The sequence below is a fragment of the Flavobacterium sp. TSSA_36 genome (assembly GCF_051547165.1).
GTDB lineage: Bacteria > Bacteroidota > Bacteroidia > Flavobacteriales > Flavobacteriaceae > Flavobacterium.
Map to the genome: position 1 here is coordinate 86752 of NZ_JBPTTP010000004.1, position 15442 is coordinate 102193.

Annotated in this window: 15 protein-coding genes; 7 read left to right on the plus strand and 8 right to left on the minus strand. The window is 34.6% G+C overall.

All coding sequences use genetic code 11. The features are described from left to right. Nucleotides 1-55: 55 nt before the first annotated feature. The 5 genes from dnaG to ACSVH7_RS09640 form a co-directional block, all read right to left on the minus strand. The gene (gene dnaG / locus ACSVH7_RS09620; protein ID WP_438066482.1) at nt 56-2032 is read right to left on the minus strand and encodes a DNA primase; all 1977 of its coding nucleotides are present in this window, start codon (nt 2030-2032) and stop codon (nt 56-58) included. A gap of 676 nt (nt 2033-2708) precedes the next feature. Continuing rightward, nucleotides 2709-3752, minus strand: a complete 1044-nt coding sequence (locus ACSVH7_RS09625; RefSeq protein WP_438066483.1) for a hypothetical protein — start codon at nt 3750-3752, stop codon at nt 2709-2711. 42 nt (nt 3753-3794) lie between these two features. Next, complete coding sequence (locus ACSVH7_RS09630; protein ID WP_438066484.1) at nt 3795-4463, minus strand: hypothetical protein; 669 nt, start codon at nt 4461-4463, stop codon at nt 3795-3797. After that, entirely contained in the window at nt 4450-5010 is a 561-nt protein-coding gene (locus ACSVH7_RS09635; RefSeq protein ID WP_438066485.1) for an RNA polymerase sigma factor, read from the minus strand. The genes ACSVH7_RS09630 and ACSVH7_RS09635 overlap by 14 nt, the downstream gene beginning before the upstream one ends. A gap of 157 nt (nt 5011-5167) precedes the next feature. Further along, complete coding sequence (locus ACSVH7_RS09640) at nt 5168-6145, minus strand: polyprenyl synthetase family protein (protein WP_438066486.1); 978 nt, start codon at nt 6143-6145, stop codon at nt 5168-5170. Between the two features lie 229 nt (nt 6146-6374). Between ACSVH7_RS09640 and ACSVH7_RS09645 the strand changes: the two genes are divergently transcribed. Beyond that, nucleotides 6375-7256, plus strand: a complete 882-nt coding sequence (locus ACSVH7_RS09645; protein WP_438066487.1) for a hypothetical protein — start codon at nt 6375-6377, stop codon at nt 7254-7256. Between the two features lie 169 nt (nt 7257-7425). On the opposite strand, the gene rlmN is transcribed toward ACSVH7_RS09645, so the two are convergent. Continuing rightward, nucleotides 7426-8469, minus strand: coding sequence for a 23S rRNA (adenine(2503)-C(2))-methyltransferase RlmN (rlmN, locus tag ACSVH7_RS09650; protein WP_438066488.1), 1044 nt, complete (start codon nt 8467-8469; stop codon nt 7426-7428). Between the two features lie 376 nt (nt 8470-8845). Here rlmN and ACSVH7_RS09655 point away from each other — a divergent pair, with 376 nt between their 5' ends. The 5 genes from ACSVH7_RS09655 (at nt 8846) to ACSVH7_RS09675 (ending at nt 13072) form a co-directional block, all read left to right on the plus strand. Further along, nucleotides 8846-9412 carry a YceI family protein gene (locus ACSVH7_RS09655; RefSeq protein ID WP_438066489.1) on the plus strand — a complete coding sequence of 189 codons (567 nt, stop codon included), beginning with the start codon at nt 8846-8848 and terminating at the stop codon, nt 9410-9412. An 11-nt stretch (nt 9413-9423) separates the two neighbouring features. Further along, entirely contained in the window at nt 9424-10824 is a 1401-nt protein-coding gene (locus tag ACSVH7_RS09660) for a hypothetical protein (protein ID WP_438066490.1), read from the plus strand. 3 nt (nt 10825-10827) lie between these two features. Then, the gene (locus ACSVH7_RS09665; RefSeq protein WP_438066491.1) at nt 10828-11379 is read left to right on the plus strand and encodes a hypothetical protein; all 552 of its coding nucleotides are present in this window, start codon (nt 10828-10830) and stop codon (nt 11377-11379) included. A 186-nt stretch (nt 11380-11565) separates the two neighbouring features. Next, nucleotides 11566-12324 carry a LamG-like jellyroll fold domain-containing protein gene (locus ACSVH7_RS09670; protein ID WP_438066492.1) on the plus strand — a complete coding sequence of 253 codons (759 nt, stop codon included), beginning with the start codon at nt 11566-11568 and terminating at the stop codon, nt 12322-12324. Between the two features lie 106 nt (nt 12325-12430). Beyond that, nucleotides 12431-13072 (plus strand): O-methyltransferase, encoded by a 642-nt coding sequence (locus ACSVH7_RS09675; protein ID WP_438066493.1) that lies wholly within the window; start codon nt 12431-12433, stop codon nt 13070-13072. A gap of 177 nt (nt 13073-13249) precedes the next feature. On the opposite strand, the gene ACSVH7_RS09680 is transcribed toward ACSVH7_RS09675, so the two are convergent. After that, a complete protein-coding gene (locus ACSVH7_RS09680) occupies nt 13250-13813 on the minus strand; it encodes a phosphatase PAP2 family protein (protein ID WP_438066494.1) in 564 nt (187 codons plus the stop codon). Then, on the minus strand, nt 13813-14205 hold the full coding sequence (locus ACSVH7_RS09685) for a Sec-independent protein translocase subunit TatA/TatB (RefSeq protein ID WP_438066495.1): 393 nt from the start codon (nt 14203-14205) through the stop codon (nt 13813-13815). The genes ACSVH7_RS09680 and ACSVH7_RS09685 overlap by 1 nt, the downstream gene beginning before the upstream one ends. A gap of 560 nt (nt 14206-14765) precedes the next feature. On the opposite strand from ACSVH7_RS09685, the gene ACSVH7_RS09690 reads away from it, so the two are divergent. Then, nucleotides 14766-15410 (plus strand): leucine-rich repeat domain-containing protein, encoded by a 645-nt coding sequence (locus tag ACSVH7_RS09690; RefSeq protein ID WP_438066496.1) that lies wholly within the window; start codon nt 14766-14768, stop codon nt 15408-15410. The last annotated feature ends 32 nt before the right edge of the window (nt 15411-15442 follow it).

A 15442-nucleotide genomic window follows, 5' to 3' on the forward strand; every position in this document is an offset into this window, starting at 1 on the left:
CACCTACAGGGTATAAAAATCAAAAAAAGAAGCTTAACGCTTCTTTTTTTTTTGACTATAAATAAGTGGAACGAATCCTTCCTATGGTTCCGGTTAAATTCACTTTAAGTTTATTGTAATCATTAATCATGACTTTTAACTCTTCAAAATCAGCCTCAGGATTAGTCGTAAACTCTTGCATCAAATCCATAATCAACTTATTAATCAAATATTCCCGAATAGAAATAATTGTTTCAGTAGTATGTTGACTGACCGTTTCGGTTTTTTGCTTTACAAAAATATTTTGCCCTTCCCAGTTATGCAAGACAATTTGCTCCTCCTCCATCAAAATATCAGTTACCTCTTGAGCAAATTCTGGCTGTAATCCTTTTAAATAATTCTCAATTCCCTCGGCTTCATCCTGCAGAAAGTAATTGATTAAATCGTTAAAAATTGCTCTAAACAATGGATTAGCAAGTTCTACCTCATCCTCTTGTAAGCTTAAATAAATGCGATGAAATACCTTGTATTCTTTTTGTTCTACCACATGTACAATTTCACCTTCTGCATTTGCTTTCAAAAGTACGTCTTCAAAAACCTCGCTTTTATGCCCGTAAAGTAATAAAATTTCAATGATTTTTCTCTCCAAACGATACAGCACATCTACTTTTTCTGCTTGAACAGGATTCTCATTCTTAACGACTTCGAAGGCTTTTTGCTCTTGTTTTTGTTTTTTTCCAACTTCAGCGATGTCTTTTTGCATTAATTGTGCCAAAGTACTCACCAAAACTTGCTCAGAAATATCCATAATTCTAGAACATTCTTGCAAATAAATCTCTCGTTGAATACGGTCTGGAATTTTAGAGATACTCGTGACCATATCCCGAATCAAATCGGCTTTTTTGATAGGATCATTCTTAGCTTCATTCATTAATAGAGAAGCTTTGAACTGAATAAAGTCCTTGGCGTTATTCTCCAAGTAAGCTACCAAATCATCATAAGATGTTTTTTTGGCAAAACTATCTGGGTCGTCGCCATCAGGAAAAGTACACACTTTTACGTTCATCCCTTCTTCCAAAATCAAATCGATGCCTCGAATGGAAGCACGAAGACCCGCTGCATCGCCATCAAAAAGTACGGTAATATTTTTGGTCAATCTATTGATTAATCGGATTTGGTCGGGTGTTAAAGCCGTACCTGAAGAGGCGACCACATTTTCGATTCCCGCTTGATGAAATTGAATTACATCGGTATATCCTTCTACTAAAAAGCAATTGTTTTGTTTCGCAATAGCTTGTTTGGCTTGGAAAATTCCGTACAAGACTTTGCTCTTATGATAAATTTCGCTCTCGGGAGAGTTTAAATATTTGGCCGCTTTTTTATCATTGGTTAAGATGCGACCTCCAAAACCCAAGGTTCTACCCGACATACTTTGGATAGGAAACATGACCCTGCCTTTGAATCGATCAAATGGTCTGTCGTCTCTTGGAATGGTTAAGCCTGTACTTTCTAAATATTGTAATTGGTATCCTTTACCAAGCGCTTCTTTAGTTAAAGCGTCCCAAGTTTCTGGGGAATAGCCTAACCCGAATTTTTTTATGGTTTCGTTGGTGAAGCCTCTTTCTTTGAAATACGAATAGCCAATCGCCTTCCCTTCTTCTGTATTTAATAGTGTGGAATGAAAATAATTTTTCGCAAATTCTGACACCAAAAACATACTTTCTCGAACATCAGTATTGGCTTTTTCGGCATCGGTTTGTTCCGTTTCTTCGATTTCAATATTGTATTTTTTAGCCAAATATCGAATCGCTTCGGGATAAGTAAAATGTTCATGCTCCATTAAAAAAGCTACTGCGTTTCCTCCTTTTCCAGAACTAAAATCTTTCCAAATTTGCTTTACAGGCGACACCATAAAAGAAGGTGAACGTTCGTCTGAGAAGGGACTCAACCCTTTGAAATTACTTCCTGCTCGTTTTAATTGTACAAAATCGCCAATAACCTCCTCTACACGAGCGGTTTCGAAAACGGTGTCTATGGTTGCTTTTGAAATCAATTTATAAGGGAATAAAGTTGGAAAAGTCCAAAGATACAAAGTTAATTTTGGATTATTAAACTTAGCATTGTTACACAATAGATTTGTCTATAAAGGTTTTGGCCACGAATGCACTGATTTAAGACAAATTAGTGTGAAATTTTAACCGCAAGGTTCGCAAAGGAAAAATCGCAAGGTTCGCAAAGTTTTGGCTTTGTGGTTCAATTGAAAAAAGTCTTAGTGAATCTACTAAATCAATGCACGAATTATGGCACGCAGATTTCATGGATTTAAATAGATAGGTGGTGTGGGTGGCTTCAAAAAAAAAATAGCAGCTATTCAGCTTGTCTTGCTTTGAATTGGCTCCAGCTTTAGCTGGAGTTATAGGGATTGATTTCATTGGCTTTAGCCAAATAAAAGCGACTAATTTTGGCTAAAGCCTTTAAAACTTTCAAATTTCATCCCTCCAACTAAAGTTGGAGGCAAATAACATTCAAAAAAAATACCTGAATAGTTATAAAATGCAAATTTTTTTATTCACCCGATACTACAAAATTTCTTCCAAGGAAAAAACCTTGCTAATCGTATAGCCCCGACAGAAGGGAAAAACCTCGTGAGCTGGGGTTCAGCTCACGAGGTTTAGGAATGATGGCGGGAACGATATGGCCTGAAAAAGCCTAATGATTCGCTCCTAAGCTTAATTAAAATCGAAACGTATTCCCATAGAAATATTGTTTTGGTCTACTGCATTGCTTGTAAACAATGGATTCAAATCATATTTTACATACAAACTAGTTTCTTTGTACCCAATGTATGAACTCAAACCATAAATAAAATTATTAGTATTGAAATCCGCTTTGTTTTTGGCGTAAATTTTATCACCATTTTCACGATATTCTATCTTTTGTTTGGATTTTAAATTGATTCCTGCGTAACCTCCTAACCCAAAACGAAAGGATTTGTGGGTTCTGAATTGACGCTTGTCGTCGTTCATTGTACTACCAGAAAAATCGAATTCTAAATGCATAGGAACCACTAAATAAACGTTTCTGAAACGGGATTCTTTCAAGTCTTTGGAATACACTTCTAGGTTAGTCTGGTCTCCGTTTACTACAAAAGTTCGGTTTTCGGTAGGACGCAAATTATTATACATTACGGACATACCGTATTTGAAATGCAATAAATTATTCTCTTTTAGGATTCTGGTGTTATAGGTAGTTCCCCACTCATAAAAATGAGAACCCATAAATTTGAAATCTTTGTCTTGTAATTTGCCATCAACCATAAGGTTGTTCAAACCTGCAGCAAAAACAAATTGACTCGTGGTTCTTTTTTCACCAAATTTCTTTTCTTTCTTTTTATTTCTGAAGTCGAAATCGTCGTCCCAGTGAATCACTAAAGTTCGAGAAGAATCACTTTCTTTGATTTTTCCGTCTACTTTTAGCTGTACCAATTCATTTAATTGTTCTTGTTCTTTGGCTACTCGGGCTTCGATATTGATGGCTCTGGCTTCGGCGAGGACTTTCTTTTTCTCGTCGGCTTTTTCTTTGGTGATTGTACCTGCTTGTAACTGAAGATTTACGGCTTCGATTTCCTCTTTTAGTGCTGCTTTTTCTTCTTTAGTGATTTTTTCAATGCGTGTTGCGATTTCCTTGGCTCGTTTCTCGAAGGATTCTTGCCCAATCATTTTGCTGGCTAAAAGACAGAATAGGGCGGCTAGATAAATGGTAAAATTTCTCATGATTACTAGTTTTTAAAAAATTTGATTGATGATTGATTGTTTTTATTCTTGATTGTTTCGGTTGGCCAGAGCCACTTTTACGGTTTGATAATTTTTATTCACTTTGGCAATTACTTTTTCTCTAAAAGAGAGTTCCAATTCTCCATCGACTTGCGATAATAAAGTAGAAGCATCGACTTGAATTTTTTGCTTTTTTTGGATAACTGTGGGTACTACTTGAATATTTTCATCTATTGCGGCAATGGCTTGATATGTTGTTTTGGTTTCGGCAGTAGTGGTAATTTGATTGCTGATGGTTGTGATTTGATTGTTGATTGAAAGCTCCTGATAATTTGTTTTTGTAGTGCTTATTGCATTATTGGTAATCTTTGACACATTCGTTGCTACAGAGGATTTAGGCTGAACACTTATTTCGTTTGTTGATTCAATAGAAGGTGGTGACGTAACCGAATCTTTATCTTCAGTAGAAGTCACCACAATTTCTTGTGATGGCGTTATGATATTACTTTCTTTTGATGTGTTAAAAAAGAGCGTTCCTACCAATAAAAGTCCTGTAACACTTGCTGCAACATACCACCAATTGATTTTTTTCTTTGGCTTTTCTTGGATAGACAACATCGCGTCTAATCGATCCCAAGCTTGAACTGAGGGAGCAATTTCTCTATTGGAGAGTTTCTCTTTGGCTTGTTGTTCAAAATTATTTTGTTCCATTTTGCTTATTTTTTAAGCAGTTGATCTGCTGTTGTAACATTTTTCTAGCGTGCGATAATTGTGATTTTGAAGTACCTTCTGAAATACCAAGCAATTGAGCAATTTCCTGATGTTTGTATCCTTCTATCGCATATAAATTAAACACCATTTTATAGCCTTCTGGAAGTGTATCAATTAAGGTTTGAATTTCTTCTACGGAGAACTGATCACCAATGGCATCAAAACTTTCCTCAACAAAAAACTCGTCTTCGGTATATTTCATTTTTTTATTAACTCTCAAAAAAGAAATACATTCATTGACCATAATTCTGCGGATCCAACCTTCGAAACTTCCTTTGTTTTCAAAATTTCTTAAATTCACAAAAACCTTCATAAATGCGGTAATCATTACATCTTCGGCTTGATGAATATCTTTGATATACTGGCGGCAAACTCCTAACATTTTTGAAGAGAATTTAGAATACAACTGTTGTTGTGCCTGTCTATTGTTTTCAATAGCAAGTTGAATCCATTTTTGTTCTTCATGCTGTAATGGAATTACTTTCATATAATAAAACGTGTTGGTCAGCAGTTTTTGTTTTTGTAAAACCGACTTCTATTAGCATAGACGAGGCAAGCAACAAAAAGGTTGCATGAAGTTGCTTTATTTTTATTAAAAAAAATAAAAAACCAATAAATTTAAGGGTTGGGGGATTGAAAAAAAATTAAATTTTTCTGTCAATGACATAATTCACCATCAAGATCAACGCCGATTTATAATCGGATGAAGGGAAATTATCTAAAATTGCTAATGCATCTTGTTGAAAATCCATCATTTTTTTTTCTGCGTAAGATAGCCCCCCATTATCGATGACAAAAGCGATCACCTCTTTGACACGTTTTTTGTTTTTGTTGTGATTTTTGATAGAATTAATGAGCCAATTTTTATCTTTTGTTGAACAAGTATTTAAAACATGAATCAACGGCAAGGTCATTTTCTGTTCTTTAATATCAATTCCGGTAGGCTTACCAATGGCATCTTCGGTATAATCAAATAAATCGTCTTTGATTTGAAACGCCATCCCAATAAGCTCTCCAAACTTTCGCATTTGCTCTACCACTGCTTCCTTGTCGGTCACAGAACGGGCTCCTAAAGCGCAACACGCCGCAATTAGTGTTGCCGTTTTTTTCCGGATGATTTCGTAGTACACCTCTTCGGTAATATCGAGTCTTCTGGCTTTTTCGATTTGCAATAACTCGCCTTCGCTCATTTCTCGAACGGCTACAGATATGATTCGTAATAAATCAAAATCGCCATGATCTATGGATAATAATAAGCCTTTCGACAGCAAATAATCACCTACCAAAACAGCAATTTTATTTTTCCACAAGGCATTGATGGAGAAAAAACCTCGGCGTCTATTGCTATCATCTACTACATCGTCATGAACCAATGTGGCCGTATGGATCAGCTCGATCACGCAAGCCCCTCGATAGGTTCGTTCATCTATCGTTCCATCGGTAATCATTTTAGCAGTAAGAAAAACAAACATCGGACGCATTTGTTTTCCTTTTCTATTTACGATGTAATAAGTAATTCTGTTGAGCAAGGCCACTTGAGAGGTCATTGATTCATAGAACTTTTTCTCGAAAAGTTCCATTTCTTTAAAGATGGGTTGCTTTATTTGTGAAGTGATATTCATTGAGGGGTCAAATATAACATATAAAACAAAAAAAAACGATATACTGCTTTTTTAAATTTATTCACAAATTAAGTGTAAACAATAAATTTAGTAGTTTTCCGTTTGGATAATCACACGATCCGACTTTTTTCTACTACGCCCCTCCTCTACTAAAGACTCATTATCAAGCCTCATTAAACCTTTTTTAAATTGAGACATCTAACAAACTTAACCCAAAAACTTTGAAATTATGAAAACAAACAAAATGATCTGGTTAGCAACATTGGGGCTAACTTTTTTTATTGGTTGTCAAAACATTGACGACTTGACTCAAGAAAAAAACGTTGCCGTTACCAATGAAGAAGTGATTTCAGAAGTAGCAACGGATAACTTGGTGGACGATGTTTCCACGATCACCGAAGACCAATTTGGCGTTCAGCAAAATTTGAGTAGTAAAAGTGCCATCGCTTATAAAAGCATGCTTCCCGATTGTGCTAAAGTTACGGCTCAACTCACCAATGGGGTTTGGACTAGAATTATTGATTTCGGAACCACAGGTTGTACTCTGGCCAATGGTATTGTTTTAAAAGGAAAAATCATCCTTACTTTTGAGAACAATTTTACTGCTACAGAACAAAAAATTACGCATAGACTAGATGGGTTTTATCATAATGGAAAAAAAATTGAAGGCACCCAAACCATTACAAGAACCTTAAAATCAACAGCATTACTTGCAGATATTCATCCGGTAACAACGCTAACGCTCAACTTAACGATCACATTAGAAGATGGTAAAAAAATTGAACGGACCGGTACAAGAGTTAGAGAAATGGTGAGTGGTTTTGCAACTCCAGGAGAATGGTCTGATAACGTATTTTTGGTGTGGGGCTATACGATGACAAAATTTGCCAATGGAGACACATTAACAACTACTGTGAAAGAAAATCCACTTCGTTTTGCTGCCGCTTGCAAGTTGCCTATTCCTTCTAAAGGAATTGCCGTTCATGTAAAAACAAACGCTGAAAATCAAACTAAAAAAGAATATCGTATTGACTTTGGTGATGGGGAGTGCGACAACAAAGCAACGATAACTATTGATGGTGTTTCAAAAGAAATAGAAATTAAAAAATAATAAGAGCTAAGCACATAAACCCAAAATTCGCATTTGAAAGCTTTTCAACTGAATTCGTTTCAAAAGAGTACCTGAGCTCTCTTTTTAATTAATATTTAGAGGTGCTAAGAAGATTAATGCGAATTTTGGGTTAAAAAAAAACAAAAAGAAGGACGTGGTTCTTCTTTTTTTATGCTTCTTTATTGGCTAATTGCCCACAAGCCGCATCGATATCTTTGCCCCTGCTTCTTCTTACTTTCACTACAATTCCAATAGCCTGTAATCCTTTAATATAAGCAGCTATTGCCTCCTCAGAGGCTTGCTGAAATTCGCCATCGTCAATTGGATTGTATTCTATCAAATTGACTTTACACGGTACATGTTTACAAAATTTCACTAAAGCATCGATGGAGGCTTGATCATCGTTGATTCCTTTCCAAACTACATATTCATAAGAAATTTTACTTTTCGTTTTTCGGTACCAATATTCAAGAGATTCTCTCAATTCTTTCAAAGGGAAATTGGCACTAAAGGGCATAATTCGCGCTCTTGTGGCATCGATGGCGGAATGTAAAGAAACGGCCAATTTGAACTTCACCTCATCATCGGCTAATTTTTTGATCATTTTGGGAATTCCCGAAGTAGATACCATAATTCTTTTAGGCGACATGCCCAATCCCTCGGGTGAAGTAATCATTTCGATGGCCTTCAAAACATTGTTATAATTCATTAAAGGCTCTCCCATGCCCATAAAAACTATATTTGACAAAGGATGATTATAGTAGAATCTACTCTCTTTATCGATGGCAATAACTTGATCATAAATCTCGGCTGGTTCTAAGTTTCGCATGCGTTTTAATCGAGCGGTGGCACAAAAATTACAATCTAAACTACAGCCTACTTGACTCGAAACACAGGCTGTAGTTCTGGTTTCAGTAGGAATCAAAACTGATTCAACCACTAATCCATCATGCAAACGAACGGCATTTTTCACAGTCCCATCCTCACTGCGCTGCATGGTATCTACTTTTATATGATTGATCACAAAATTAGCCTCTAGCACACTTCTAGTAGGTTTAGACAAATTTGTCATGTCTTCAAAACTATGAGCACCTTTGGTCCACAACCATTCATACACTTGATTGCCTCGAAAAGCTTTGTCGCCATTGCTTACAAAAAAGTCTCGTAATGCTTCTTTAGATAATGCTCTAATGTCTTTTTTCTCAATTTCCATGTTGCAAATTTATTCAAAATATAATGTATTGATTTGAATTTTTTATAGTAATCCCATTTAGAGACTGTAAAAGAAAAAAAAGTTTGGTAGCCACCTCTTTCGAAGTAAAAAAACACTAGTAAAGAAACTATAAATAACAAATTTTTTCCTACTTAATTTCTTGGCCCGTTATTTTTACCATAACTATTTCACCCAAAATATTCAACTATATCGATGTAAATATGTTAAAATTTCTTAGTCTGATTTTTATCATGTTTGGCAGAATCATTTCTTTCTTTATTTGCTAAATAATCAAAAAATAACTGTCAAAAATGAATAAAACTCAGAAAAACAGTTTTTTTTAAACAATAACTCAAAATATTCAAATTTACAAACAATGAAATCATCTAAAAAACAATCCCTTTTGTTACTGTTCACTGTAGTTTTTATTAACATTACAGCTTCAGCACAAAGGAATTACATCCTAGACAGCAAAACTAATTTTTCGGTAGCAGGAACCTCTACTTTACACGATTGGGAGATGAATTCAGCGGCGAAAACAGGGAATGCCAATTTTACCATTGCTGATTCAAAATTAGTCGATATCAATTCCATTACTATTGACTTAGCGGTTGAGACAATCAAAAGTGGAAAAAGTGGCATGGACAAAATTGCTTACGAAACGCTAAATACCAAAAAATTCAAAAGCATTAAATATATTTTAAAATCAGCGGTAAAAGTCAATGAAACAACTTGGAATCTTGTTGGAACTTTTACTATTGCGGGAGTAAGCAAAGACCTAAAAACCCAAGTTAAAACAAGTATCACTAACGGATTAGTTACCCTTCAAGGCGTTAATAAAATCACCTTTGAAGAATTCGGCATGAAAGCGCCAACAGCTATGTTTGGCACCATAAAAACAGGTAAAGATCTTACCATCAAATTTAATCTTAATTACAAATAAAATTAAAAACAATGAGAGTAATCTATTTCTTAGCAGCCGCTTTATTAAGCCTAACTGCCGTACAAGCCCAAGAGCGTTTTGGACAAATCCAAAACTTAATTCCAAGAGACAAAACAGGAATCAATCAATTTGATGTAAAAAAAGATAGTGTAGCATTTAAAGGTTTGAGCATTGACTTAGGCGCTGCTTTTGCGTTACAATTTCAAGCTGTAAATTCATTTAACGGACACAAAGAAAGTTCATTTACCGGACCAACTGGTAACGCTATAACAGGATATCGATTAAATAATTTGGCCAACAATTTTAATTTACCTACAGCCAATATGACTATTGGTGCCCAATTATTTGATGGTGTACGCGTGAATCTAGATATCTATTTAGCGGCAAGACACCATAACGAAACTTGGGTAAAAGGAGGATATTTACAAATTGACAAATTAGACTTTATCCAAAAAGATTTCTTGAAAGACTTCATGAAATATGCCACCATCAAAATTGGTCAAATGGAAAATAACTATGGTGATGCTCACTTTAGAAGATCTGATAATGGTAATGCTTTGATGAATCCTTTTATCGAAAGTAACATTATGGACTCTTTTACTACAGAAATGGGTGTTGAATTGTATTACATACGTAATGGTTTTGTGAGTATGATTGGGGTAACCAATTCTAAATTAAACCAAAACGTTACAGAATTCGTTCCAGGAAAACCAACTGTAGCGGCACCAGATCAAAACAGTACCGTAAGTCCAACTATTTTGGCAAAATTAGGGTATGATAAACAACTTGACAAAGATTTAAGGGTACGCCTTACAGGTTCTTTATATCACAATGCGAACACAAGTGGAAATTTATATTCATCTGACAGAGCGGGTAGCCGTTACTATGGAGTAATGACACATGCAGCTTACCAAAATGGAAGTGCAGCAGTTGACAATGATTTCACAAAAGATTTACAAGCTAATCAAACTACTGGACGCTTTAATCCAGGATTTGGCAACAAATTAACCGCTATAATGTTCAACCCTTTCGTAAAATACAAGGGATTAGAGTTTTTCGGAAACATTGAAACAGCTACTGGTGGAAACAAAAAAGGTGTGGACGAAAGTCGTACCGTAAATCAATTTGCCGGCGATGTTGTATACCGTTTTGGAAAAACCGAACAATTTTATGTAGGTGGACGATACAACACCTTATCAGGAAAATTAGACAACGCTCATGCAAACAAAATCACTATTAACCGTTTTGAAGCTTCTGCAGGTTGGTTTATGACTAAAAACATTTTATCAAAATTGGCTTATGTAAACCAACAATACAAAGATTTTGGTCAATTTAATGCTAACGGAACAGTTAATGATTTTTACCAAGGAAAATTCAACGGTTTAATGTTTGAAGCAGTTATTACTTTCTAAGAAATGCATAACAAAATACTACTAGGAATTTTAGGTGTAGCACTTCTCTTTTTTTTGGGGAGTGCTACACCCCCTTTTCAAGCTAGCGATCCCACGCTTATCATCAATAAAATCGAAATTACGATTAATGGTCAATCGACAGTAGGCAAATATAGTTGTGGTACTACTTTTTACAAAAATGACACCCTAGTTTTGAATGTGGCTCAAAAAAACAGCCTCAAAGCAGAAATCCCAATGGTCAAATTTGACTGTGGTAACAAAATCATGACCAAAGATTTGCAAGGAACTGTAAAAGCAGACCAATTTCCTTTTAGTGTTGTGACTTTATCAAACATCCGTCCTTTCGGGAATCACTACAAATGCAATTTAAATTTTTGTATCGTTACTAAAACATTGGTTTACAAAGATTTTATTTTGACCAATACCAATCAAAAACTTCAAGGGGCAATTGCTTTACAATTCACTGATATCGGATTAAGTCCACCAGTTAAAATGGGAGGTTTAATCAAGGTGAACAATCAAGTGACTGTAAATTTCAGCCTCTACAAAAAATAAATCCCACAGCACATTTACCTTTTATAAAAAAAAGGAAACGTACTTCGTTTTTCATTATAATAGTATTGCAATTTCTTTTAGAAAAGCGGATTAAACGGTTTTCTGTGCACTTTGTCGTAAAAGTTATCATAAATTAAACACAGCGATTAGTTTTGTTTTTTCATTAATCTTTTACCAATTACTATCATGAAAAAAGTCTTTCTTCTTTTTTTTGCAACGGTTACATTGTCGTTCTCTGCTCAAACACCTATACACCATTTTACCTTTGACGAAACGCTAGTCAATACCAACAAAACTGCGACTTTTAATGGTACTGCAAAATACTCGAAAGATCGTGCTGGCTTAGATAAAAAAGCGGTTTCTTTAAATCAAGAAGCATTAACGGCTAACATTGGTAATTTACCTCAATTCAACACGCCTCGCACTGTTTCCATTTGGATAAAATTCAATGACATCAGTAACTCTAATTATATTTGGGGCTATGGTGCAGCTTCCAACAATCAATATTGTGGCATTATTCATCAAGGCACCTCAACAGATGAATCTCCTTTAAACATAGCTGCTTGGGGATATAAAAATGACTACGTCACCACACTACCTTTGAGTCCAAATGTATGGTACAATTATGTGTACGTATACGATGGTGCTATCGCAAACCTCTTTCGAAATGGGGTTTTAATCGAGAGTTTTAATGCGCCTGACAGAAATACTCTAGGCTCTATTTTCAAACTAGGCAACATCAATTCCCTCATTAGTATTAATGCCACTATTGATGATTTAAAAATATACAATACAGCTTTATCCATAAATCAAGTACTAGATTTATACAGTAGCGAATCAGCCCTAGTTGTAGTAGAAAGTAAAAAAAGTAATAAAGGTAAAAGCCTATCCACTTCTCGATCAACACCTTCAAAACATACCAAAGCTATTGCACTATTTCAATAATTTTCTGATTTTTATTCAAAATGGATTTTACAAAGTAAATGCCCTTTTTTTTATCCCTAGTTGGTAAATCAATACCTTTGTGGCTTGATTTCAAAATAACGATGCCATGCACTTTTTATCACAAGATCTTGAAGACTATATTGAACAACACTCCGAAAAGGAGCCTGCTCATCTAGCTGCTTTAAATAAAGAAACGTATCAAAAAATTTTATTACCAAGAATGCTCAGTGGCCATTTTCAAGGCCGTGTCTTGAGTATGCTTTCAAAATTAATTCGACCTGTAAATATCCTTGAAATAGGCACTTATACTGGCTATTCCGCTTTGTGTTTGTGTGAAGGAATGCAGGAAAATGGACAACTCCACACGATCGATATTAAAGAGGAATTGGTAGATTTTCAACGAAAACATTTCGACAAATCGGTATGGGGACCTCAAATTGTACAACATTTAGGTGAAGCAATAACCATTATCCCAACGCTTGATTTAAAATTTGACTTGGTATTTATAGATGCCGACAAAGAAAACTATATCAATTATTTTGAACTGATTGTTCCTAAAATGAATAAAGGAGGAATTATTTTATCGGATAATGTTTTGTGGAGTGGAAAAGTAGTAGAGCCATTGCAAAAAAATGATGTTAGTACCAAAATTTTATTGGAATACAATCAGCTTTTAGCGCATGATTCTCGAGTAGAAACCGTTTTACTTCCTATTCGAGATGGATTAACAGTAAGTAGAATACTATAAATCCATTGTTGTAGTTACCGAAAAACCTAGCCCAGATGGTAATGAAAATCCTTTGGGTTCGAAATGGATTTTTTTCTTGACTAAAAAAAGCGACTGGAAGAAGCTCTTTTTTAGTCTTAGAAAAAACCATTTTCGGGGCCAAAGATTGTAATGTACAGCTGGAAAATGCTCCTTACCTTAAAGTGGAAAATAACGCTTTTGAAGGATTTTATATACTTTATACATTCCTAAGCTAAATACTATTCCGAAAAAATAACCTGATAAAATATCAATTGGGTAATGCAGTCCAAGGTAAATGCGACTGTATGCAAAGACTAAGGGCCAAAGAAAAAACAAACCAAAAAATCGGTACTCTTTTCTTAAAATTAAAAATAAAAAAGTGACAATTGCCATCGAATTTGTGGCGTGACCCGAGTAAAAGCTAAAGGAATTCCGCACTTGAACTACCCTTATAAAAGTATTGATATCCGCATTGTTACAGGGCCGCAAACGCTGAAAGGTATTTTTAAAAAAATTAGCGGTTTGATCCGTAAAAGTGAGCAAAGCAAATACAAAAACGAATAAAATAAGTGTTTGTTTTAGGCCTAATTTTTTATAGATTAAGTATAAAAAAAGTATAAAAAGAGGTATCCAAGTAATTTGTTTAGTAACAAGTAACCAAAAACCATCAAATGATTCAGAACCCAATCCATTCAAAAAAACAAAACATTGAATGTCCAGCGCTTCAATTTTTTCTAGCATTAGGATTGTCTTTTTATTGGCCCTTCCATTTGATTGTCTTCGGGTGAAGTTTCGATGGCAGCATTTTCAACAGTTGAAGATACTTTTGTGATTTCAGTATCAAAATCTGAAACAAAATTTGAAAGGGTCTTGCCGGTATCTCCCAACAAGCCTTGCTTGGCTTTGTCGATTTCAGAATTAATACCGCCAGTCAAATCCGATAGCGTTTTCTCATCGATTCCATTAGCCTCTGCTCCTTTCTGAATTTCATTTTTAATATCATTAGTGGCGTGCTTGAGTTGTGCCATAGCTTTCCCCATAGTACGCGCCATTTCCGGCACTTTATCAGAGCCAAATAACATTAGTACAATAAACATTATAAAGATGAGCTCTCCTCCTCCAATTCCAAACATAAAGCGGTATTTTTTTATGCGACAAATATATTAATTTAATATCGTAGCTGATAAATTAATACCAAAAATTAGTCCTTTGACCACCGTAAAACACCCTAAGCTGTATTTTTTGGTCTCTCATTTTTATACCTCTAGCCTGATTGTGTTCCTTTTTTTACATCCTAATCGTTCCTCGCATGATTTCCAAACGAGGGGAAACATTGATGGATATCATAGCAAATGTTAGGTAAGAGTTTTAAAAGCAGCTCTAATAAATAGGTAAAAAAAAGAAAAAACAAAAATTTGAATCATCAAGGGACCAATAAAATCCATTTTTTTCTTAATTTCATCTTAGTTTAAAAGAATTTTACTTTAAAACAAGTGTAAGCAGGAGTGTCTTTAGTGATAGAAATGCTGTTTATATATTTTTTTTAAGAAAAATCTTTTATTTTCAATTCTAAAAAAATCAATGTAAAAAACACAATTAAAAGTTAAATACAAAAAATCTAATAGTAATACTTTTAATTTTGTAAATGATTATTACATTTTGTAATAATGATTCTCACCTAAAAACTACTACTATGAAAACCATTGTGTGTTTTATTTTAATGATGATTGCAGGAATTCAATTGAGTTTAGGACAAAATAAGGATTCCCTACAAATCCAAAAAACCTATACTAGTTGGGAACAAGCCATCAAAGAACCCGAAAAAGTCTATCGATTGAACTTAAGTAACCAAGAGTTGAATTTAGATTCTCCAGCTTGGGCCAAATTTAAAAACTTAGAGTACTTAAATTTAAATAACGTTCATTTAAATAGCTTACCCAAAGGAATTATAACACTGAAAAACCTAAAAGTTATAGAATTGAGCGGTAACGATTTTAAAAAAGTACCTGAAGAAATCAGTGCTTTGAAAAGTCTTGAGGTCGTTCATCTCAACGAATATGATTACCTCAATTTACCACAATCCATTGAAGCATTAGCAAAACTTCCTAACCTAACGATGCTGTATTTAGAAAACAATAATTTAGACCAATTGCCCAGTCAGATTGCCTTGTTGAAAAATCTAGCTCAGTTGTCCTTAAATCAAAATCGCTTCAAAGAAATTCCGAGAGAAATAAAGGGATTACAACATTTACAGCAATTGGACATTAAAGACAATCCAATCAAAATACCTATGAATCTGCAGGATAATATGAATTTTGGTTTCAGGATCAATCTCTAAAACAGTGCATTTTTTATATCTTTTCTTTGCCT